The organism is Hymenobacter sp. B81 (genome assembly GCF_044628455.1).
Lineage (GTDB): Bacteria > Bacteroidota > Bacteroidia > Cytophagales > Hymenobacteraceae > Solirubrum.
The window spans coordinates 701,731-722,710 of record NZ_JBIYZW010000003.1 but is presented as its reverse complement, the minus strand read 5'-3'; the positions used below and the strand labels follow the sequence as shown (position 1 = coordinate 722,710).

Genomic DNA, 20,980 nt, shown 5'->3' with positions numbered 1-20,980 from the left:
AACCGCTGCTTGCGTTTTTCCGGTCGGCCCGCTTATTTCCTGCTCGTATGCAACACCGTGAACTGGGCCGCTCGGGCCTGCGCATTACTCCGCTGGTGCTGGGCACCAACGTGTTTGGCTGGACCATCGACGAAGCCACTTCCTTCCGGGTGCTCGACGCCTTCGTGGCCGGCGGCGGCAATGCCCTCGACACAGCCCACGGCTACTCGGTTTGGGTGCCGGGCCACCAGGGCACCGAGTCGGAAACCATCATCGGCAAGTGGCTCCGGCAGCACGGCCGCCGCGACGACCTGGTGCTGGCCACCAAGGTGGGCTGGGAAGTGGCGCCCGACCAGAAGGGCCTGTCGAAGGCCCACATCCTGCGCACCGTGGAAGGTTCGCTGCGCCGCCTGCAAACCGATTATATCGACCTGTACCAGTCGCACAAGGACGACCCCACGGTGCCGGTGGAAGAGCCGCTCGAAGCCTACGCCCAGCTGATCCGGGAAGGCAAGGTGCGCGCCATCGGGGCCAGCAACTTCTCGGCCGAGCGGCTGAGCCAGGCCCTGCAGGCCAGCGAGCAGCAGGGCCTGCCGCGCTACGAAAGCCTGCAACCGCTCTACAACCTCTACGACCGCGCCGACTTCGAGCAGCATCTGCTGCCCCTGTGCCGGCAGCACGGCCTGGGCGTTATTCCCTACTACGGCCTGGCTGCGGGCTTCCTCACGGGCAAGTATCGCTCGGCCGCCGATTTGCAGAAAAGCCCCCGGGGCGGCGGCGTGGGTCAGAAATACCTCAACGAAAAGGGCCTGCGCATTCTGGCCGCCGTCGATGCCGTGGCCCAGCGCCACCGAGCCACGCCGGCCCAGGTGGCGTTGGCCTGGATTATGGCCCGCCCCGGCCTGACCGCGCCTATTGCCAGCGCCACCAGCGCCGCTCAGGTACAGGAGCTGCTGCCCGCGCTGCAACTGGCGCTGAGCGAGGCCGATATGCAGGAACTCAACCAGGCCAGCAGCTAACAGCGGGCCGACCGGCGCCCGTTAGTCGAAGTGGTAGTCGAGGGTGAGGGAGCCGCGCTGCCCGCGGGGGCGCACAAACCAGCCGCGGCCGCGCAGGCCGTCGAGGTCGTGGGTGCCCGAGCCGGGCACCACCGAGAAGTTGGCCTTGGCCACGCCGTCTTCGAGGGTGCCGCTGTGCTCGAGAATGAAGCTGCCGGCGCGGTTGCCCACCCGGCCCACCACGTGCTCGAGCCCCACCGAGCTGGCCGTGCCGTCGGCGTGGTAAAACAGCAGTACCTCCAGTTGGCTTTCCCCTTCGATGTCGCCGGACAGCGTCTGAGTGACGCGGGCCCGCGCCAGGGTGGTTTGGCCGTCCGCTTCGGAGCAGGACTCCTCGTTCCAGCTCTCCAGTTCCAGCAGGCCAGTAGCGCGCGTGTTCATGGCGGTAATCGGTTGGTGGCTACCGGGCAAAGGTAGCATTTGCTAAATTTCAAGCTAGCTTTTACTAAAACAAATAGCAATAAACTATTCCTGCTTGACCGGCTCAGGGGTAATGCTGGCGGTAACCTTGCCGATATCCTGGCTCACGGTGCAAATGAAGCGCAGCTGCTCGGCCAGCAACTGCTGCTCGTGGGCGGGCAGAGCCGTGCCCGGGTTCGCCGCCGGGGCGGGCTCGGGCGGCTCGGGGGTTCCGCCCAATTGCTGCAGGCTGGCGGTTAGGGCAGTAAGGGACTGCTGCACCGGGCGCAGCAGCTCGGGCGGGCGGACGGCGGGCCGGGCGGCGGCCACGGCGGCCGTGAGCGTGGCAATGTTGGCCGACAGAATGTGGTTGAGCACCACGAACTGCTGGATTTCCTCGCTGTTGCGGCGCTTGCTCTTGGGCTCGGAAAGCATGCGCTGGAAGGCCGCCGCCAGGTTGGCCGAGCTCACGTACACCTCCTTGCGGGCCAGCTTGTAAGCGGTCAGCTGCCGGGGCCGGCCGGCCAGGGTATCGGCCAGCTGCTGCAGGTAGTTGAGGTTGGCCCGCACCACGTCGCGCATGTAGGTGCGCAGCTGCTCCGACTCCCACATGGGAAACAGCAGGTAGCCGGCGGCCAGGGCAATGGCACAGCCGATGAGCGTATCGATGACGCGCTCCTGCAGCAAACTCATAAAGCCCAGGCCCAGCAGGCTAAACAGAATGAGTACGTAGGGCGTCATCAGCACCACCGACACCACGTAGTGGGTGCGCTGAAAGCTGAAGGCGCCCACCATCAGCAGCACCATCAGCCCGAAGCGGGCCTGGGGGTCTTCCACCAGCGTCAGGATGAGCACCCCGATGGCCCCGCCGCCCAGCGTGCCCAGTAGGCGCTGAATGTTGCGCTCTTTGGTGAGGCTGAAGCCGGGCTTGAGCATGAAGGCAATGGTCATCACAATCCAGTAGCTGTGCCCGCCCAGGGTCACGAACTTGGCCACCCCAAAGCCGAACAGGCAGGCCAGCCCCATGCGCACCGAGTGGCGGAACACTGACGAGTCGGGCGAGAGGTTGTCGAGCAGCAACTGCAGCGAGAGGTTCTGGCGCGACACGAACCGCGAGTACTCCAGCTGGTCGGTGCTTTGCTGGTAGGTGGGCGAGGCTGGGTCGAAGTACGAGAGCAGGGCCTGAATTTCCTGCTGCATGTTGCGCAGGTTGATGAGCACCTTTTTGAGCACGATGGTGCTGGTGCCGGGCTGCTGCTCGGCCAGCGCGTCGATGCGCGTGCGCAGGTGCTCCAGCTCGGCCGAGAGGTCGAACGTGGGGCGCACGTAGCGGCGGTTGGCGTGCACGGCCAGCCCGATGCCGTCGAGCTCGGCGGCCATGCGCAGCACCAGCGCGGCCACGTCGCTGAGGATGCCCGTGGCGGCAAAGCGCGCCCGCAGCGACTGGTAGTCGTAGTAAATGGCGGTGATGTGCTCGTAGAGGTCCACCGTCTCGACGAAGGCAAACACCAGCGCTCGGCCCACGCCGGTGGTTTCTTCCACCAGCTGCCGGCTTTTGAACAAAATCTGCCGCACCGCGTCCTGCTTTTCGTTGACGACCACCTGCTGAGCCAGCAGGTTGCGGTAGGCCGCGTCGAGGTCGGTGCCCGACTGGTAGAAGGCGGCTTTCACGCGCAGAAACTCGGCCACGGCGTGAATGCACTCTCCCAACGCGCGCTGGGCGGGGCGGTAGGGCTGCAGCCGGGTGGCCAGTAAACTCGCGCCCAGGTACCACAGTCCGCCCAGCGTCACCAGGCCGGCGTAGCGCAGCACCTGGGGGGCCGTCAAGGGCTGGTCCATCATCAGCAGCATCACCAGCAGGGCCGCCGCGCCCACGGCCCCGGCGCGGGCGCCGTACACCGAGAGCATGGTAAACAAAAAGCTGAAGGCCAGCACCTCGGCGCCCATCACGTAGGGATTCAGCCGCGCGAAGCCGGTGACCAAGGCCACCAGCAGCAGAAAGGCCACGCACACGGCCATGCCCGCGCGCCGGTGCCGCAGCGGCCCGGGCAAATCGGTTACGCTCACGCAGATGGCGCCCAGCGCCACCACGAAGCCGGCCTCGGCCTGGCCCAGGTACAGCAGCACCAGGGCCGGCACCAGCGCCACCACGGTGGTGCGCAGGCCGTCGGCGAAGTTCTGACCGAAGAAGAAGTACTGCAGGCGGCGGGAATGCGGATTCATCGGCGGTAACGGGGTACGCGGGCGCTTCACCGCGTTTGGGCGGCAAGTAAGCCACGGCGCGGCGAAGCGAAGGCGTTTGGGGTAAAAAGCCGCGCCCGGGCGGCGGTGGGGCTGATACGGCCCGCAGCGCGGGCCGTTGGCCCGGCGGCCAGCCATGAGTCCGGCCCAGCGGGAACAGGCCCGCGCTCATGCGGCCGGCACCTGTAGACTTTTCGCGTTCAGCTCGACCGAAAGTCTACAGCACCTGTATACTTTTCGCATTCAGCCCGCTTGAAAGTCTACAAGCTCCTGTATACTATTTACACGTGTCAGCCCGAATAGTATACAGCATCGGCCCTGCGCCCGGACGCTACCGGCCGCCTGCTCTCCGCCGCAGCAGGTGCTACCGGCCCCGGCAGCCTGCGTATTTTGCGGCCCTGCCCCTTTTCCTTCGCCCATGAAAGCTGCTGCGCCGCCGGTGCTGGCCCTCGATCAGTTTCCCTCGCCCGCGGCCCGGCAGCCCTACTACGTCGAGCGGCTGGAAACCCACGTGCAGCGGTTTCCGCACGTGAACGAGGCCCACGCCCACGCCTTTTACCTACTGCTGTACGTGGAGCAGGGCGGTGGCACCCACACCATCGACCTGGTGAGCTACGCGCTGCGGCCCGACAGCCTGTTTTTTCTGGCGCCGGGGCAGGTGCACCACTGGGAGCTGGCCCCCGGCACCCGCGGCTACGTGGTGTTTTTCGACGCCGAGTTCTTCCTGTTCCGCTACCCCGGTCCGCGCCTCTACGAGTACCCGTTTTTCGCCCCCGAGCACCCGCCCGTGCTGTACCTGAGCGAAGTAGACCCCGCCACCGGCCTCGATGCCGCCACGCTGGGCGGACTGCTGGGCCAGCTCTACGCCGAGCCGCGGCGCGGCCAGCCCAACCAGGCCGAGGTGGTGCGCAGCTACCTCTACCTGTGCCTGGAGCTGGCGGCCCGGGCCTACCCGGCCAGCCCGGCGGCCGCGCAGCCCGCGCCCCGGCAGGTGCGCGCCTTCGGGGCGTTGCTCAACCAGCACTACCGCCGCAAGCGCACGGTGCAGGACTACGCCGCGCTGCTGCACATTACCCCCGACCACCTGAACGCGGTGTGCCGCCGGGTGCTCAACCAAACCGCCAGCGCCCTCATTCACGAGCGGGTGGTGACGGAAGCCCGGCGCCTGCTGCGGCACTCCTCGCTGTCGGTGGCGCAGGTGGCCTACGAGCTGGGCTTCGACGACGCCTCCTACTTCACGCGCTACTTCCGCAAGTACGCCGGCCTCACACCCGAGGCCTTCCGCCAGCAGCCCTGATTTGTCCTGCAAGTACCCGGAATCGGGCTGCCGCGCGCGGGGCGCAGGCCGTAATTTTGCCGCGTGTTCTTCCGGGCGCAAGCCCGGCCTCAGGAACCCGGCCGGCCGGCTGCGTATAACCAAGCCCCGGCCGCCGCTTTCACTTCCAAGCTTTTTTGCCATGTCCCGCATCGACTCTTCGGCTTTGGCTTTGCTGGCGCTGCGCTGCCCGCGCTGCCACGAAGGCCCGCTGTTTTCCCACGCCGCCTTCAGCACCAAGTTTGCCGAGATGCCCAAGCACTGCCCGGTGTGCGAGCAGGCCTACGAGCCCGAGCCCGGCTTTTACTGGGGTGCCATGTTCGTGAGCTACGGCTTCACGGTGGCTATCTTCGCCATATCGGGCGTGCTGCTTTACTACCTGGCCGGCGACCCGCCCCTGTGGGCCTACGTGGTCACGGTAGGCCTCGCGGCCCTCATCACCACCCCGCTGGTGCTGCGCTACTCCCGCGCCCTGATGCTCTACCTCTTCGGCGGCGTGCGCTACGAGCCCAACCGCGCCGGCCTGCCGCGGCCCTAAGCCAGTGGCCCACTCGCCCTCTACCCGCAGACGGGCGAAACCGGCCCCAGCAACCCGCAGACGGGCTAACTTCCTTGGGCGGCCCGGAAAAGCTGCTCCCAATAAGCCTTGCCCACGGGCACGATGGCCGTTCCCACCTGCACCTGGTGACGCTCGATGAGCTGTACCTGCGGCAGGGCCACGATAAAGGACTTGTGCACCCGCACGAAGCGGGTGGCGGGCAGCAGCGCACCGGCTTCCTGCAGGGGCATCAGCACCGACACCTTGCGCGTGGGCGTCACAAACGTGCAGTAGTTGCGGTCGGCCTCCACGTACAGGATTTCCGCCAGGCGCAGGCGCACGAGCTGCGGCCCGCTTTTGAGCAGCACGAAATCCGGCCCGGGCTCCGGCCCGACCGGCGGCGCCGCAACGCCGGCCGGGCGGGCCGCGGCGTCGGTGGCCTTGTGCACGGCGCGCAGGAACCGGTCGAACTCAATGGGCTTGAGCAGGTAATCCACGGCGTCGAAGTCGTAGCTCTTGACGGCGTACTCGGAGTAGGCCGTGGTAAACACCACCAGCGGCGGGTGCCGCAGGGCTTTGAGCAGCTGCAGACCGGAGAGGTCGGGCATGTTCACGTCCAGAAAGAGCAGGTCGACGGGCTGGGTTTGCAGGTAGGTCAGGGCCAGAATGGCATCCTGAAAGGTGCCGGCCAGGTGCAGGGCGGGCGTAAGGCGGGCGTAGTCGCGCAGCACCGCCAGGGCCAGGGGCTCGTCGTCGATGGCAATGCACGTAAGCGGAGGGTTCATGCCAGGTTTAGGGTAAGGCCAATGGTAAAGCTGTCGGGCGCGGCCTCTACCCGCAGCTCGTGCCGGCCGGGGTAAAGCAGCTGCAGGCGGCGGCGTACGTTTTCCAGCCCGATGCCCCCGGCGGTGGGCAGCGCCTCGTGCGCCCGGGGGGCCACGCTGTTGCGCACCCGGAACTGCAGTTGCCCGGGCTGCGCGGTGCCGAGCTGAATCTCGATAAACGAGGGCTGGCGCAAACTCACGCCGTGCTTGAAGGCATTTTCCACGAAGGGCAGCAGCAGCATGGGCGGCAGCTGCACCCCGTGCAGGGGCCCGGCTTCGTCGACGCAAATGCGCACGGCCTGGTCGGCGGCAAAGCGCATCTGCTGCAGCTCAATGAAGTCGCGGATGTATTGCAGCTCCCGCTCGGCCTCCACCAGCGGCACGTTGCTCTCGTAGAGCTGGTAGCGCATCATGTGGGCCAGCTTGGCCACGCTGCGGGCCGTGAGCGGGGCCTGCTCCTGTCGGGCCTGGGCAAAGATGTTGTTGAGCGTGTTGAACAGAAAATGCGGGTTTACCTGGGCCTTGAGAAACTGCAGCTCGGCCGTGAGCTGCTGCTGGGCCCGCTCGTGCTCGGTGCGCCGGCGCTCCACCAGCTCCTGCACGTAGCGGTAGGTGAAGGCCAGGAATACGATGATCAGGTTGTGCACCATTTCCTGGTGCAGGGCAAACCAGAACCGGCGCGGCGGCCGCAGGCCGTACCAGTCGTGGAAAGCGTACACCGAGTACACCTCCAGCAGCGACCCGACCAGCAGCGCGAGCAGCAGCCCCGGCAGATAGGCCCACCAGCCCCCGGTGCGCAGGCGCCGCGGCATCAGCCAGAGGGTGTTGGCGTAGAACAGCGCCGCGTTGGCCAGCGTCCACGCGGCGTTGGGCAGCCAGAGCGTTTCGGCCGCCAGCCGGTACACCTGCCCGCCGCGAATTAAATCGAGGCTGGCCGCCAGGTAGCCCACCAGCCAGGCCAGCAGGTGCCACCACGGTTCACGGTTCCAGGTTGGGCGGGGGCGGGGCATGCGCGGAAACTTAGGGCGGGAATGGCGGGCGGTGGTGCCGGCGCGGCTCCTCAACGAAAGTACAACGGCCTCTCAGCTCCCGGGCCGCCCGGGGACGAACGGCCCCGAAACGAGGACGAGCGGCGCCCGGCCGCTTTGCCGCCGGTTTGTCCGGGCTCACGGCCGTTGGGCCACAAATCCGGGCCGTTGGTGGGCGGGCGTTGGCCGGCACCGGTTGTTGGGGTTGGTTTGGGTTGTCATCATTCCACCCGCTAGCCATGCGTTTCTTTCTTCCTCCTTTCCGCGGCCGGCACGCTGTCCTGCTGCTGCTTTTGTGGGCGGCATTTCCCGGCCTGGCCCAGGGCATTCGCAGCAATGAAGCCCCCATCGACCAGGCATTTGTGCGCGACGCGGTGCAGCGCGGCGCCGACCTGTTTGAGCGCGCCTACATTCACCCCGCCGTGGCGCGCAAAACCAGCCAGCTGCTGCGGGCCAACCTGCGCAAGGGCCGCTACGACGCCATTACCGACATCCACGAGCTGGCCACCCGACTCACGGCCGACATGCGCACGGTGTGCCCCGATCAGCACGTGGGCTGGCGGGTACGCTCGCCCCGCCCCGCGGCGGCCGCTTCGCCGTCCACGGGCATCAACGTCAAGGGGTTCTACCGCGTCGAGGTGCTGCCCGGCAACGTGGGCTACCTGGAGGTGCGCGCGTTTCCCGACGAAAGCGTGGCCGCGCACCAGGTAATTGGGGCCATGACGTACCTAAGCGGCTGCGACGCGGTTATTCTGGATTTTCGCCGGCACGGCGGCGGCAGCCTGCTCAAAGACTTGCTGCTGGGCTACTTTTTCCCCGCGCCGGTGCACCTGAACAACATCGTGAGCCGCGGCTACGTGGAGCGCGAGTACAGCCAGCCCGTGCAGGCCCGGCTGCGGCGCGTGAAGCTCGACTCGGCCAGCGGCCAGCTGCGCGCCGATACGCTGCTGCAGCTGCCGCGCAAGCTGCAGCAGGCGGCCGTGTACGTGCTCACCAGCTCCCGCACGTTTTCGGCGGCCGAGGCGGTAGCCTACGAGCTGAAAGCCCTCAAGCGCGGCGTTACGGTGGGCGAAACCACCCGCGGCGGGGCCAACCCGGTGGGCGGTGAGCCGGTCAACGAGCGGCTGATGCTGCGCATTCCCTTTGCCCACGTCGAAAACGCGGTAACCAAAGCCAACTGGGAAGGCGTGGGCGTGCCGCCCGATCTTCCCGTACCAGCCGCGCAGGCGCTGGAAACCGCCCACCTCGAAGCCCTGCGGTGCCTGCTGGAGCAAGCTCCCTCAGCCGAAGCCCGGCAACAGCTGGCCTGGGACCTGGAAACGGCCCGGGCGCAGCACCGCCCCGCCCCGCTCGACCCGGCCGCGGCCGCGCGCTACGCGGGGCGGTTCGGAGCCGAGCAGATCGTTGCCGAGCACGGCCGCCTGTTCCGGCTCGACCGCGGCTACCCCGTAGAGCTGGTGCCCTTGAATGCCCACACCTTCGTGGCCGATGAAGAGCTGCGTCTGGAGTTTGAGGCGGACGCCAGCGGCACCGTAACGGCCCTGACGCAGCTGCGGAAAGACGGCAGCCGCGTTCGGCTCCCGCGCCAGGCCCGCTGACTGCCCCGGCGCCGCCCCCTTTTGGGCCACGGGTCCGCGGGTGATACTCAGACAGCCGGCCCATACGCCCCGGAAGACGCGGGTATACCCAGCGGCCCGCACCCAAAGCATTTATCCCGCCTGCCAGGTAGTTATAAAAGCTACCTACACTTTGTTTAAGCTCCTTATTAGGAAAGCGGGCGGACCCGGGCCCTTCCCAGGAGGGCGGGTCGGCGGTGCAGCAGGCTGCCCGGGCGCGCCTACACGCCCGGCCCCTCGGGAGTTGCGCTAGTCGCGGCGGGCCGGTGCGTCGTCGCGGTAGCGGAACTGGTTGCGCAGGCCCTCGAAGGGCTGGCCGTCGAGCTCGGCGTAGGGATAAATGAAGTAATTGAGCGCGGCGCCCTGCTGGCGCGGAGCCAGCAGCAGGTCACGGCCGCGGGTGAACTCCACCCGGTTTTCGTCGTGGGCGCCGAAGAAGTACTCGCGGCGGTCGGGGTTCTTGGCGGCCTCCGAGGCGTCGATGGGCACCCAGCCGGTGGCGGGGGTGTAGAACTCGGCCCAGCAGTGGTAGCCCTTCACCTCGCCCTGCCCGCGCTCGGGCGGCAGCGGAAAGCCGATGCTGAAGCGCGCCGGAATGCCCAGCGCCCGGCAATAGCCGATGAACAGGGCGTGGAAGTCGGTGCAGTTGCCGCGGCGCTCGTCGCAGGCGTAGTAGATGTCGCCGCGGCCCCAGCCCTGCCCGCTCTTGTCGTACTGCACGGTGGCCACCACGTGGTTGTAGATGGCGCGGGCCCGCTCGAGGGGGGTGCGGGCACCAGCCTGGGCGGCCACCTGCCCGGCCCAGTGCCGGATGCTGTCGTCGAGGGGCACCAGGCCGTCGGCAGCCAGCCAGCGGGCCATGTCGGGGTCGGCCGCCGCCTCGGGTTGGGCTGGCGGCTTAGCCGTCTGGCCGGGCTGCGCGGCCGGGTTCAGGTGCTCGCGGCGGGCTACTGCAAAGCGCATGGTTACGGTAAAGGCCCGGGGCTGCGGGGCGCGCACCTTCAGGTGCAGCACGCGGTTGCCGTGGGGCGCGGCCAGCAGCTCGTAGGGGTGCGGCGAGTCGATTTCGAGGCCGGCAATGTCCTGCGAGGGGTCTGCGTGGGGCACGGGCAGCCACACGTCCAGCTCGCGGGCGGTGGCCGGCAGCGCGGGCACGGTGGTCTGGTACTCGAAGGCAAAGCGGCGCACCCGCGGCCCCCGCGAATCGACCGGTGACGGCGTGGCAGCCAGCATGGGCAACAGTATCAGGAGGAACAAGGCAGCCGGCCGCAGACGGCCCGCCCGCCGCAAACGGGAAATCAGCAAGGAAGAAAAGGCAAAGTAAAGCCCGCAGCCACGGGGCCACGAAGCAGTGGGCAAAGGTAAGCACCCGGCCCGCCGTGGTCGGCGGCCACCGGCCCTCAGCAACAAACCTGCGCCCGGAAAGTGCCGCGCTCGGCCCGATTGCCTTACGGCCCCATCCCGCGCCGCCGGATTTGCCGCTAGAAGTGCAGCGTCACCACGGTGCCCACTGCCGGAGCCGAGCGCAGCTGAATGCTGCCCTTGTGCAAAAGCATAATCTGCTTGCACAAGCTCAGGCCAATACCGCTGCCGTTCTTCTTGGTGGTAAAAAACGGCACGAACACCTGCTCAATCACTTCCGCCTCCATGCCCGCCCCGTTGTCGGCCACGCTCAGGCTGATGCGCCCCGGGCTGCCCGCCGCGGCCGTGAGGGTGATGACCGGTGCGGGCTGCCCGGCCACGGCGTCCACGGCGTTAAGCACCAGGTTGATGAGCACCTGCTCGAGCAGTACGCGGTCGGCGCGCAGGGTCAGGGTGGGGTCGGGCAGCACCTGCTCGAGGGCCACGGCTTTTTCGCGCAGGCGGGGGAGTAGCAGCTGGTGCACGGCCTCAAACAGCTCGTACACCGGCAGGGTCTGCAGGTTGGGGGCGGCAATCTTGCTCAGGCTGCGGTAGGTGGTGGCAAACTGCAGCAGCCCGTCGCTGCGGCGCTTGATGGTTTCGATGCCCAGCTCCAGGTCTTCGCGCAGGTCGGCATCGGGCAGCGCGGGGGCGGCGTGCAGGCGCTGCTGCAGGGTTTCGGCCAGCGAGGCGATGGGGGCCACCGAGTTCATGATTTCGTGGGTGAGCACGCGCAGCAGCTTCTGCCAGGCGTCGGCCTCGGTTTCGTCGAGGGCCTCCCCTACGCTCTGCACGGCCACCAGCTTGTAGCGGCGCCCCTCGGTTTGAAACACGGTGGCGGCCAGCAGCAGGCGCAGCACGTCGGGGCCCACCGCCACCGAGGCCACCAGCGGCGGGCCGGGGCGCAGCTCGGCCAGCTGCGCGGCCAATGCGGGGTAGCGCCGGGCCAGCCCGCCAATGTTTTTCAGGTGCGGCAGGCGCAGCAGCTCCTTCAGGGCGCCGTTCAGCCACCACACCGCGCCGGTGGCCGGCTCGTAGGACAGAATGCCGGTGTTGACCAGCTCCAGGATGTTTTGCAGGTGCTGGTACTGGGTTTCCTTTTCCCGGCTGATGTCGCGGAAGGCCGCGCTGATTTCCTGGAAGTGGCCGAACAGCTCCCGCAGCTCGGGGCGCGGCGGCTGGCGGTACTGGCGCGAAAAGTCGCGGTAGCGGATGGCGGCGGCAAACTGCGCCAGCTCCTGCTGCGCCGCCACGTGGGCTTGGTAGAGGTAGCGCCCGGCAGCCAGCGCCACGGGCAGCGGCAGCAGCGACCAGGCGCCGTGGCCGCGGGCCGCCAGCCAGGCCGCCGCGCCCAGGGCGGCGGCCAGCCCCAGCACCGCCGCCAGCACCCGCCGGGCGTAGTTAGAGCGCATGCTTGTTGAGGCGGCGGTACAGGGCCGTGCGCGTGAGACCAAGCTCCTGGGCGGCCCGGGTGATGTTGCCGCCGTGCTTTTCGATGACGCGCAGAATGGCGTTGCGCTCCACCGCGCTCAAGGTCAGGTTGTCGGCAGCTTCGGGGGCGGCCGCGGCGGGCTCGAGCTGCGAGAACAGCAGGTCCTCGGCCCGCAGCTCGGGGGTTTCGGCCATGATAACGGCCCGCTCGATGAGGTACTGCAGCTCGCGCACGTTGCCGGGAAAGGCGTACTGCTCGAGCTTGCGCAGCGCGGCCGCGCTCAGCGTGGGCTCGGGCCGGCGGTACTTGGCCGCGTACTGCGCCGCGTAGTGCCGGGCCAGCAGCGCAACGTCGGCCGGGCGCTGGCGCAGCGGCGGCACCAGCAGCTCCACGGTGTTGATGCGGTAGAGCAGGTCCTTGCGGAAGCGCCGCTCGTCGGCCAGCTCGCTCAGCGGCACGTTGGTGGCGCAGATCAGCCGGATGTCGACCGGAATGGGCTGGTTGGAGCCCAGGCGCGTGACTTGGCGGCTTTGCAGGGCCGTGAGCAGCTTGGCCTGCTGGGCCAGGCCCAGGTTGCCGATTTCGTCGAGGAACAGGGTACCGCCGTGGGCCGCCTCGAAGCGGCCGGCGCGGTCTTCGCGCGCGTCGGTGAAGGCGCCCTTGCGGTGGCCGAACAGCTCGCTCTCGAACAAGGTCTCGGTCAGGGCGCCGGCGTCGACTTTCACGAAGGGGCCGGCGGCGCGCTGCGAGGCCCGGTGCACGGCCTGGGCCACCAGCTCCTTGCCGGTGCCGTTTTCGCCCAGCACCAGCACGTTGGCATCGGTGGGGGCTACTTTGGCGATGGTGCGGAAAATCTGCTGCATGGCCGCCGACGAGCCCAGCAAATCGGGCATTCCGGCGGCCCGGGCGGGCGTGGCGGCGCCGGGCCTGGCCGCTTCCGCGCCCACGGGGCGCAGGGCCTCCTGCAGGGTGGCCAGCAGCTTGTCGTTGTGCCAGGGCTTCACCACGAAGTCGGCCGCGCCTTCCTTGAGGGCGCGCACGGCCAGCTCGATGTCGGCATAGGCGGTAATCATGATAACGGCGGCCCGGGAACCCAGCTCCTTGATGCGCCGCAGCCAGAAGAAGCCCTCGTTGCCGGTGTTCACGGCGCTGTGGTAGTTCATGTCCAGCAGAATCACGTCGAACGCGCGGGCCGCCAGCAGGCTGGGCAGGGCCTCGGGCCGCCGCTCCACCACCACCTCGCGCACCTGGGTTTTGAGCAGCAGGCGCACCGCCGTCAGGATGTCGGGGTCGTCGTCGAGCACCAGCACGGCAGCGGAGCGAAGGTTCATGGCGGAAATAGCGTACCGGGTGGAATACTGGCCGCTGATTATCAACCGGCAACGGGTCCGGCAGCGACCCTGCCGGCCAGCCGTTAAGCCAGCCTCAGGACGGGTACCGCAGCAAAGCACGGCAATTTTCCGGGGCAAAAACAAGCTCCGCCGCCGCCGCGAAACGGCCCGCTCGCCGCCTGCCCGGCGCTGCCTGCGCATCGACTGTATCACTACCGCACAGCGGCTGTATCGAAACCGAACACCGGGCGGAATCAGCTAAGCAGTAAGGCATTGAAAATTATCTACTTGTGGCTTCGGCACGGCAATGGCACCGAAGACGGAGAATGCCGCCGAAGATTTTTTCGGCGGTCCGCAAAAAAACCTACCGCCTTGGACCGAGCCATTACCCCCCGCAAGTGGACGCCCCGCAAAGTGCTGCTGATGGGCGGCCTGCCGCTGGCCGCGCTGCTGGCCGCGGGCAGCTACTACCTCGGCACCGGCCCCAGCCAGCTCAACGTCGACCCCGCCCGCCTGGCCGTGAGCGAGGTGCGCCGGGGCTCCTTCCAGGAGTTTATTCCGGTGAGCGGGGTGGTGCTGCCCGAAACCACCATCTACCTCGACGCGCTGGAGGGCGGCCGGGTCGAGGAAAAGTACGTGGAAGACGGCGCCCTGATGCGGAAGGGCCAGCCCGTGCTGCGCCTCTCCAACGCCGACCTGGAGCTGAGTTTGGTAAACCAGGAAACGGCCGTGCTCAACCTGCTCACCCAGATGCAGATTTCGCGCAACGCCGCCCAGCAGAACACCAACTCCCGCCTCAACCAGCTGGCCGACGCCGACAACGCCTACCAGGAAGCCGAGCGCGTGTACCAGCTGCAGAAAAACCTCTACGAGCAGAAGGTCATTGCCCTGCAGGAGTTCAAGCAGGCCGAGGCCGCCTACCGCTACCAGACCCGCCGCCGCCGCCTGAGCCGCGACATCCTGCGCCAGGACTCCTCGGCCACCCGCCTCGAGCAGGGCCAGGCCGGCCGCTCCTACGCCCGCATGCAGAACGCGCTGACGCTGATGCGCCGCAAGGTGGGCGACCTGGTGGTGCGCGCCCCCATCGACGGGCAGCTCACCTCGCTCGACGCCGAAATCGGCCAGAGCATCAACAAGGGCCAGCGCCTGGGCCAGCTCGACGCGGTGAGCGGCTTCAAGGTGCGCGCCGACATCGACGAGCACTACATCTCGCGCATCTTTCCCGGGTTGCAGGGCGAGTGCACCGTGAGCGGCAAAACCTACCCGCTGCAGATTCGCAAGGTGTACACCCAGGTGAGCGGCGGCCAGTTTCAGGTGGATATGAGCTTCGTGGGCGAGGTGCCCAAGGCCATCCGCCGCGGCCAGACCCTGCAGCTGCGCCTCACGCTGGGCGACGAAACCCAGGCCGTGCTGCTGGCCAAGGGCGGCTTCTTCCAGCAAACCGGCGGCAACTGGGTGTTCAAGCTCACGCCCGACGGCAAGGCAGCCTACCGCACCGACGTGCGCCTGGGCCGCCAGAACCCCGACTACTACGAAGTGCTCAGCGGCCTGCGCCCCGGCGACAAGGTCATTACCTCGGGCTACAACAACTTCGGCACCATGCAGGAGCTGGTGCTGGCCAAGTAGCCCGCTTTCCTTTCAGACGCGGCGCTGCCGCCCGGCCGGGAAGTGCCCCGGCCCGTGGTGAGTGAACGACATCTGGTTGCCCGGTCGGGTGGCTGCGCCGCATCTTTTTCGGCTTCTCTTTTCTCTTCAGTCTTCTCCCAACCCCAAGCCCCGGCCCGCGCCCGCACAGCTATGATCAAGATTGCCAACCTGGAAAAAATCTACCGCACCGAGGACGTGGAAACCGTGGTGCTCAACGCTCTGAACCTGCAGGTGCAGGAGGGCGAGTTCGTGGCCGTGATGGGGCCCTCGGGCTGCGGCAAAAGCACCCTGCTCAACATCCTGGGCTTGCTCGACGACCCCGACGCGGGCTCCTTCGTGTTCGATGGCCAGGAAACCGTGGGCTACTCCGAGCGCCGCCGCGCCCAGCTGCGCAAGCACGCCATCGGCTTCGTGTTTCAGTCGTTCAACCTGATCGACGAGCTGACCGTGTTCGAGAACGTGGAGCTGCCGCTGGTGTACACCGGCGTGCCCGCCGCCGAGCGCAAACAGCGGGTGGAAGAGGTGCTCGACAAGATGCGCATCATGCACCGGCGCAACCACTACCCCCAGCAGCTCTCGGGCGGGCAGCAGCAGCGCGTGGCCGTGGCCCGGGCCGTGGTCAACCGCCCCCGCCTGATCCTGGCCGACGAGCCCACCGGCAACCTCGACTCCTCGAACGGCAACGAGGTGATGGAGCTGCTCGCGGAGCTCAACGAGCAGGGCACCACCATCGTCATGGTCACCCACTCCGAGCACGACGCCCGCTACAGCCACCGCATCGTGCGCATGCTCGACGGGCAGACTGTAGCCGAAAACATCCTGACCTAGGAGCCTCGCGCCCGCCTTTCTGAGCTACCCCGCCCCGCTTATCATCCGATAACAAGCTTCGCTACCCGTCCCTCCCCGGCCTTCTTCCAGCTACTGCCATGCTTCGCCACTACCTTACCGTCACGCTGCGCAACCTGCTCAAGCACAAGCTCACCTCGGCCATCAACCTGTTTGGGCTGACCGTGGGCCTGACCTGCTGCCTGCTGATTCTGGCTTACATCCTGCACGAAACCAGCTACGACCGCAGCGTGCCCGAATCCGGCCGTATCTACCGCGTCACCCGCACCTTCTACAACCCCGACGGCGCCCCCACGCTGCAGCTGGCGGCCGTGGCGCCGGTGGTGGGGCCGCTGCTGCGAAACGACTTCCCGGAGATTGAGAAGCTGAGCCGCATGATTCTCTACAGCCCCGTAGCCGTGCGCCACCAGGACCGCATCCTGACCGAAGACAGCCTGTTTTTTTCCGAGCCGGCGTTTCTGGATCTGTTCGGGGTGCGCATGCTCAGCGGCGACGCCCGCACGGCCCTGCGCGAGCCGCGCTCGGTGATACTGGAGCAAAGCGCGGCCCGCAAGTACTTCGGCGACCAGGACCCGCTGAACCAGGAGCTCAAGATTGACGGGCGGCTGGCCTGCAAGGTCACCGGCGTGTACCAGGCCCTGCCCGAAAACGCCCACCTGCACCCGGCCGTGCTCGTGAGCTTCAGCACCCTCAACGACTCGACCATCTATGGCGAGCGGAACCTGCGCACAAGCTGGAGCAACAACGCCTTCTACACCTACCTGCAGCTGCCCGCCGACTACGACCCAGCCCGATTGGAAGCGCAGTTCCCGGCCTTCCTTGACCGCCACATGCCCCAGAAAAAGCGGGCCACCGATTATGTGGCGCCCTCCAAGATGACCCGCCTGGAGCTGCAGCGCCTCACCGACATTCACCTACACTCCAACCGCGCCGACGAGCTGGAGGCCAACGGCGACATCAACCGGGTGTACATCTTCGGCATCATTGCCCTGTTTGTGCTCCTCATTGCCTGCATCAACTACATGAACCTGTCGACCGCCCGGGCGGTATTGCGGGCCAAGGAAGTGGGCGTGCGCAAGGTGGTGGGGGCCCAGCGCTCCGAAATCATCCTGCAGTTCCTGGGCGAGTCGGTGCTCATCACGGCCCTGGCCACCGCGCTGGCCGTGGGCTGCACGGTGCTGGCTTTGCCCTGGCTCAGCCGCCTGGCCGGCACCCAGCTCACGCCCGCCCTGCTCTGGCGCCCCGCCGTGCTGCTGGGCCTGCTGGTGCTGCCGCTGGTGGTGGGCGTGCTGTCGGGGCTGTACCCGGCCTTGTTCATGTCGGCGTTCCAGCCCCAGCAGATTCTGAAGGGCTTTATGAAAGTCAGCGGCGGGCTGGCCTTCCGGCGGGTGCTGGTGGTGGTGCAGTTCGTGGTGTCCATCGGGCTGCTGGTGGGCACGGCCGTGGTAGGCCTGCAGCTGCGCTACCTGCAGCAGGCCCCGCTGGGCTACGAGCGCGACCAGATTGTGAACCTGGCCTACCCCCAGACGCTCAGCCCGCAGTACGAAGCCTTCCGCCACGCCCTGCAGCAGCAGACCGGCGTGCGGGCCCTGGGCCGCTCCTCGCGCATTCCCACCGGCCGCCTGCTCGACGCCAGCGACGCCGCCGCCTCGGTGGGCGACTCGCTGCGGCCCACCTCGGCCAACGTCAAGTACGTCAGCATCGACGAGCATTTCCTGCCCGTGTACGGCATCAAACTGGCCGCCGGGCGCAACTTCGCCCCCCGGGCCTTCCCCACCGATACCATGGGCTACATCCTCAACGAAACCGCCGTGCGCATGATTGGCTGGAAGTCGCCGGCCGAGGCCGTGGGCCAGTCCTTTCGCTACGGCGGCGTGCTGGGCCGGGTGCTGGGCGTCACCGAAGACTACCACTTCGAGTCGCTGCACCAGCCCATCGTGCCCATGGTCATGTTTCTGAGCACCGTTACCTCGCGGGCCTCCTACAACGTGCTGTCGGTGAAGCTGACCGGCGGCAACGTGGCTTCTTCCCTGGCCCACCTGGAGCGCACCTGGAAGGAGTTTCTGCCCGAGCAGCCCTTCACCTACACCTTCCTCGACGACAGCTACGCCCGCCTCTACCAGGCCGAGCAGCGCCAGAGCCTGCTCTTCGGCATCTTCGCCGGCATTGCCATCTTTATTGCCTGCCTGGGCCTGTTTGGCCTCTCCTCGTTTGCCATTACCCAGCGCGTCAAGGAAATCGGCATTCGCAAGGTGCTCGGGGCCAGCACCCGCACCATCGTGGTGCTCCTCTCCCGCGACTTTATGCGCCTGGTGCTGGTGGCCGCGCTGCTGGCCTTCCCGCTGAGCTGGTACGTGATGCACCGCTGGCTGCAGGACTTTGCCTACCGCGTGCCCATGCCCTGGTGGGTGTTTCCGCTGGCCGGGCTGGCCGCCGCGGCCATTGCCCTGGCCACCATCGTGTCGCAAACCGTGAGCGTGGCCCGCGCCAACCCGGTGCGCAGCCTGCGCACCGAGTAAGTTCGGCCGGCTTCCGGCTCTTATACGTTCTCCCCCGCAGCCTCGGCGGCGGCCCGCTCCCGGCTCCCTACGGCCCCGGAGCGGGTCGCCGCCGATTGCATTCTGCCGCTAGCCTGCCCATAGCGTGGGTATAGTCTGCGGATAGGGTGCGGATAGTCTCCGTATAGTCTTTCCGGACCGCGCCTGCCACCGTCGCATTTAGGACAAAACCCACTCGCCGGCCGGCCTCTGGCTGAGCTTACTGCGGCGAGCCGCTAGCTTTGCGGCGTTCCACGCTTGCTTCGCCGCTGCCATGCTCACCATTCGCCGCGTTATTCACCCCGAGCCGGCCCTGCTGCCGGGTTTGTCCCAGCTGCTGCTCGACACCGTGCTGGGCGGGGCCTCGGTGGGCTTTCTCGATACGCTCACAGTGGCCGAGGCCACGGCCTACTGGCAGGGCATCTTCGCCGGCCTGGGGCCCGAGCTGGCCTTGTGGGTGGCCGAGGACGACGGCGCCGTGCTGGGCACCGGACAGCTGGCCCTCTGCGCCAAGCCCAACGGCCGGCACCGCGCCGAGGTGCAGAAGCTGCAGGTATTAAGCCAGGCCCGCGGCCGGGGACTGGCCTCGCGCCTGCTGGCCGCCATCGAGGCGTTTGCCCGCCAGCAGCAGCGCAGCCTGCTGGTGCTCGACACCGCCGCCGGCTCGCCGGCCGAGGCCATCTACCGCCACCTGGGCTGGCAGAAAGCGGGCGAAATTCCCCACTACGCCACCAGCCCCGACGGCGTGCTGCTGGCCACCGCCTACTACTACAAGCTGCTTTAGTTCCCGCGACCGGCTGGCCCAGGCCAATCGATGGCTCAGCGCCACAGAGTAGCCAGCTGGCGCAGGGCAGCCCGGTTCTGGGTTTTCACCGTGCCCAGGGGCAGGCCCAGCTCTTCGGCCACTTCCTCCTGCGACAGCCCCGTGAAGTAGCGCAGCTCGATAATGCGCCGGTAGGCCGGGCGCAGGTGGTGCAGGCAAGCGCGCACGTCGCAGTGGTCGGGCACGAAGGTTGGCTCGGCCGGCAGCAGGCCGGTAGCCGCGCTCAGGTCGCCGGTGCGGTCGGCCAGGCGCTGCGCCTGGGTGCGCAGCGTGTCCAGCGCCTGGTTGCGGCACACGTTCAGGGCCCAGGTAAACAGGCGGCCGCGCTTGGCGTCGTAGCGCCCGAAGGCAAACCAGATTTTGACCATGCTCTCCTGCAGCACGTCTTCGGCCACCAGCGGATTGCGCACGATGCGCACGATAAAATGAAACAGCGTGCGGCCGTAGCAGTCGTAAAACAGCGTCATGGCGGCTTCGTCGCGGGCGTAGAGGCGCTGCACCAGGTCGGTTTCATCGGCACCCGACGCTCCGGCAGACGTAGGAAATGGCATGTAAGTAGCGGCTATCCGAGTACATACGGCGTTTCGCGGCCGGCGGCTACGGCAGCTACGCCGGGGCTGCCCAGCTCAACAGTTGGCGCCCGGGTTGCGTTAGCGGCTCACGGCTCTTGGCGCCGGCCCTGCTTATGAATCCGGAAACCATTCAACCCTTCGACTGGCAGCGCCTGCTGTGGTCCGACAACATGCCGCCGCTGTTTCTGGCCGAGGTGCTGCTGCGCTGCGTGGTCACTTACCTGCTCATTCTGGCCACCCTGCGCATCACCGGCCGGCGACAGGTCAAGCAGCTGTCCTTGTTTGAGCTCAGCATCATCCTGGCCCTGGGCTCGGCCGCCGGCGACGCCATGTTCTACCCCGACGTGCCCCTGCTGCACGTGCTGGCCGTGTTCGTGGTGATTGTGGGGCTGTACTGGCTGTTCAACCACCTCACCGAGCGGTTCCCGCGCTTCAGCGACTGGCTCGAGGGCCAGCCCGCCTGCCTGATCGAAGACGGCGTGATTCAGATCGAGGCGCTGCACCAGCAGAACCTGACCCACAAGGAGCTGTTTGGTGAGCTGCGCCAGCTGCAGGTCGAGCACCTGGGGCAGGTGCGTAAGCTCTACTTCGAGGCCACCGGCGAAATCAGCGTGTTCTTCTACCCGCCCGACGAGCCCGTGCGGCCGGGGCTGCCCATCTGGCCCGAGCAACTGGCGCAGGCCCGCCCCCAACCCGCCCAGGCCGGGGCGCACGCCTGCACCCAGTGTGGCCACGTGGCCGAGCTGAAAACCGGCCAGGTGCACGCCTGCCCCCGCTGCCGCGGCCAGCAGTGGCTGCCCGCCGGCACCAACCCGCGCGTAGCCTGAGTTCGGCCCAACTCAACCCCGCACGGCCGGGCTCCGTTTAAGCCCCTCAAAAGCCGCTTCCCGCCGAAGCCGGCCTTCCGTCAACGAAATCCGAAAGCAGTCATGAAAAAGCTCGTTGTCTTCGCCGCCCTACTCACCGCGGGTGTTTTCTCGGCCCAGGCCCAGACCAACACCACGACGACCACCACCAAGCAAACCACCACGGTACCGGCTACGCCCGCCACCCCGGCCACGCCCGCTACCCCGGCTACGCCCGCCACCACCACTACCGAGTCGACCACGACCACGGTGGAGTCGAGCACCGCCGGCAGCGTGCCCGTGCAGTCGAACACCGGCGTAACCCAGGGCACCACGATCAAGACCATGCCGGCCGACGCCAAGATCAAGGACAAGCGCAAGAAGTCGAAAGCCAAAATCGACGACTAAACCGGAGCCCCGCTCCGCAATCGTTTGGCCCGGCCGCTGCGAAGCGGCCGGGCCTTTTTGCACCCGGCCGCCCGCGCGGCCCGGCCCGCCCGCCGCAGGAAAAAGCCCGGGCACTTCGCATTTCCCGCCGATATTGCCGC

At 67.7% G+C, this 20,980-nt stretch carries 18 protein-coding genes; 10 read left to right on the top strand and 8 right to left on the bottom strand.

Annotation, left to right across the window (positions count from 1 at the left end; translation table 11 throughout):
- Positions 1 to 47: 47 nt before the first annotated feature.
- A complete protein-coding gene (locus tag ACE191_RS19875; protein ID WP_400193992.1) occupies positions 48 to 998 on the top strand; it encodes an aldo/keto reductase in 951 nt (316 codons plus the stop codon).
- 21 nt (positions 999 to 1,019) lie between these two features.
- On the opposite strand, the gene ACE191_RS19870 is transcribed toward ACE191_RS19875, so the two are convergent.
- Together ACE191_RS19870 and ACE191_RS19865 are read right to left on the bottom strand one after the other, a co-directional pair.
- Positions 1,020 to 1,418: a DUF3224 domain-containing protein gene (locus ACE191_RS19870; RefSeq protein WP_400193991.1), complete on the bottom strand. Its 399-nt coding sequence runs from the start codon at positions 1,416 to 1,418 to the stop codon at positions 1,020 to 1,022.
- Between the two features lie 84 nt (positions 1,419 to 1,502).
- Positions 1,503 to 3,659 (bottom strand): FUSC family membrane protein, encoded by a 2,157-nt coding sequence (locus tag ACE191_RS19865; RefSeq protein WP_400193990.1) that lies wholly within the window; start codon positions 3,657 to 3,659, stop codon positions 1,503 to 1,505.
- A gap of 436 nt (positions 3,660 to 4,095) precedes the next feature.
- Here ACE191_RS19865 and ACE191_RS19860 point away from each other — a divergent pair, with 436 nt between their 5' ends.
- Positions 4,096 to 4,974 (top strand): AraC family transcriptional regulator, encoded by an 879-nt coding sequence (locus tag ACE191_RS19860; RefSeq protein WP_400193989.1) that lies wholly within the window; start codon positions 4,096 to 4,098, stop codon positions 4,972 to 4,974.
- A 160-nt stretch (positions 4,975 to 5,134) separates the two neighbouring features.
- Positions 5,135 to 5,530: a DUF983 domain-containing protein gene (locus ACE191_RS19855; RefSeq protein WP_400193988.1), complete on the top strand. Its 396-nt coding sequence runs from the start codon at positions 5,135 to 5,137 to the stop codon at positions 5,528 to 5,530.
- A gap of 65 nt (positions 5,531 to 5,595) precedes the next feature.
- Here ACE191_RS19855 and ACE191_RS19850 read toward each other — a convergent pair whose 3' ends face one another.
- Positions 5,596 to 6,315 carry a LytR/AlgR family response regulator transcription factor gene (locus ACE191_RS19850; RefSeq protein WP_400193987.1) on the bottom strand — a complete coding sequence of 240 codons (720 nt, stop codon included), beginning with the start codon at positions 6,313 to 6,315 and terminating at the stop codon, positions 5,596 to 5,598.
- Positions 6,312 to 7,364 carry a sensor histidine kinase gene (locus ACE191_RS19845; protein ID WP_400193986.1) on the bottom strand — a complete coding sequence of 351 codons (1,053 nt, stop codon included), beginning with the start codon at positions 7,362 to 7,364 and terminating at the stop codon, positions 6,312 to 6,314. The genes ACE191_RS19850 and ACE191_RS19845 overlap by 4 nt, the downstream gene beginning before the upstream one ends.
- A 257-nt stretch (positions 7,365 to 7,621) precedes the next feature.
- On the opposite strand from ACE191_RS19845, the gene ACE191_RS19840 reads away from it, so the two are divergent.
- The gene (locus ACE191_RS19840; RefSeq protein WP_400193985.1) at positions 7,622 to 8,980 is read left to right on the top strand and encodes a S41 family peptidase; all 1,359 of its coding nucleotides are present in this window, start codon (positions 7,622 to 7,624) and stop codon (positions 8,978 to 8,980) included.
- 267 nt (positions 8,981 to 9,247) lie between these two features.
- Here ACE191_RS19840 and ACE191_RS19835 read toward each other — a convergent pair whose 3' ends face one another.
- The 3 genes from ACE191_RS19835 to ACE191_RS19825 form a co-directional block, all read right to left on the bottom strand.
- A complete protein-coding gene (locus tag ACE191_RS19835) occupies positions 9,248 to 10,255 on the bottom strand; it encodes a transglutaminase-like domain-containing protein (protein WP_400193984.1) in 1,008 nt (335 codons plus the stop codon).
- 224 nt (positions 10,256 to 10,479) lie between these two features.
- Positions 10,480 to 11,811: a sensor histidine kinase gene (locus ACE191_RS19830; RefSeq protein WP_400193983.1), complete on the bottom strand. Its 1,332-nt coding sequence runs from the start codon at positions 11,809 to 11,811 to the stop codon at positions 10,480 to 10,482.
- A complete protein-coding gene (locus tag ACE191_RS19825; RefSeq protein ID WP_400193982.1) occupies positions 11,801 to 13,162 on the bottom strand; it encodes a sigma-54-dependent transcriptional regulator in 1,362 nt (453 codons plus the stop codon). Before ACE191_RS19825 ends, ACE191_RS19830 begins: the two co-directional genes overlap by 11 nt.
- Before the next feature lie 372 nt (positions 13,163 to 13,534).
- Here ACE191_RS19825 and ACE191_RS19820 point away from each other — a divergent pair, with 372 nt between their 5' ends.
- The 4 genes from ACE191_RS19820 (at position 13,535) to ACE191_RS19805 (ending at position 18,976) form a co-directional block, all read left to right on the top strand.
- Positions 13,535 to 14,788 (top strand): efflux RND transporter periplasmic adaptor subunit, encoded by a 1,254-nt coding sequence (locus tag ACE191_RS19820; RefSeq protein WP_400193981.1) that lies wholly within the window; start codon positions 13,535 to 13,537, stop codon positions 14,786 to 14,788.
- A 171-nt stretch (positions 14,789 to 14,959) separates the two neighbouring features.
- A complete protein-coding gene (locus tag ACE191_RS19815) occupies positions 14,960 to 15,637 on the top strand; it encodes an ABC transporter ATP-binding protein (RefSeq protein WP_400193980.1) in 678 nt (225 codons plus the stop codon).
- 98 nt (positions 15,638 to 15,735) lie between these two features.
- Positions 15,736 to 18,174 carry an ABC transporter permease gene (locus ACE191_RS19810; RefSeq protein WP_400193979.1) on the top strand — a complete coding sequence of 813 codons (2,439 nt, stop codon included), beginning with the start codon at positions 15,736 to 15,738 and terminating at the stop codon, positions 18,172 to 18,174.
- 292 nt (positions 18,175 to 18,466) lie between these two features.
- Positions 18,467 to 18,976, top strand: a complete 510-nt coding sequence (locus tag ACE191_RS19805; protein ID WP_400193978.1) for a GNAT family N-acetyltransferase — start codon at positions 18,467 to 18,469, stop codon at positions 18,974 to 18,976.
- A gap of 35 nt (positions 18,977 to 19,011) precedes the next feature.
- Here ACE191_RS19805 and ACE191_RS19800 read toward each other — a convergent pair whose 3' ends face one another.
- A complete protein-coding gene (locus ACE191_RS19800; RefSeq protein WP_400193977.1) occupies positions 19,012 to 19,566 on the bottom strand; it encodes an RNA polymerase sigma factor in 555 nt (184 codons plus the stop codon).
- Positions 19,567 to 19,700: 134 nt separating this feature from the next.
- Between ACE191_RS19800 and ACE191_RS19795 the strand changes: the two genes are divergently transcribed.
- Both ACE191_RS19795 and ACE191_RS19790 read left to right on the top strand, forming a co-directional pair.
- Entirely contained in the window at positions 19,701 to 20,414 is a 714-nt protein-coding gene (locus ACE191_RS19795) for a DUF421 domain-containing protein (RefSeq protein WP_400193976.1), read from the top strand.
- 102 nt (positions 20,415 to 20,516) lie between these two features.
- Entirely contained in the window at positions 20,517 to 20,840 is a 324-nt protein-coding gene (locus ACE191_RS19790; protein ID WP_400193975.1) for a hypothetical protein, read from the top strand.
- Positions 20,841 to 20,980: the final 140 nt, after the last annotated feature.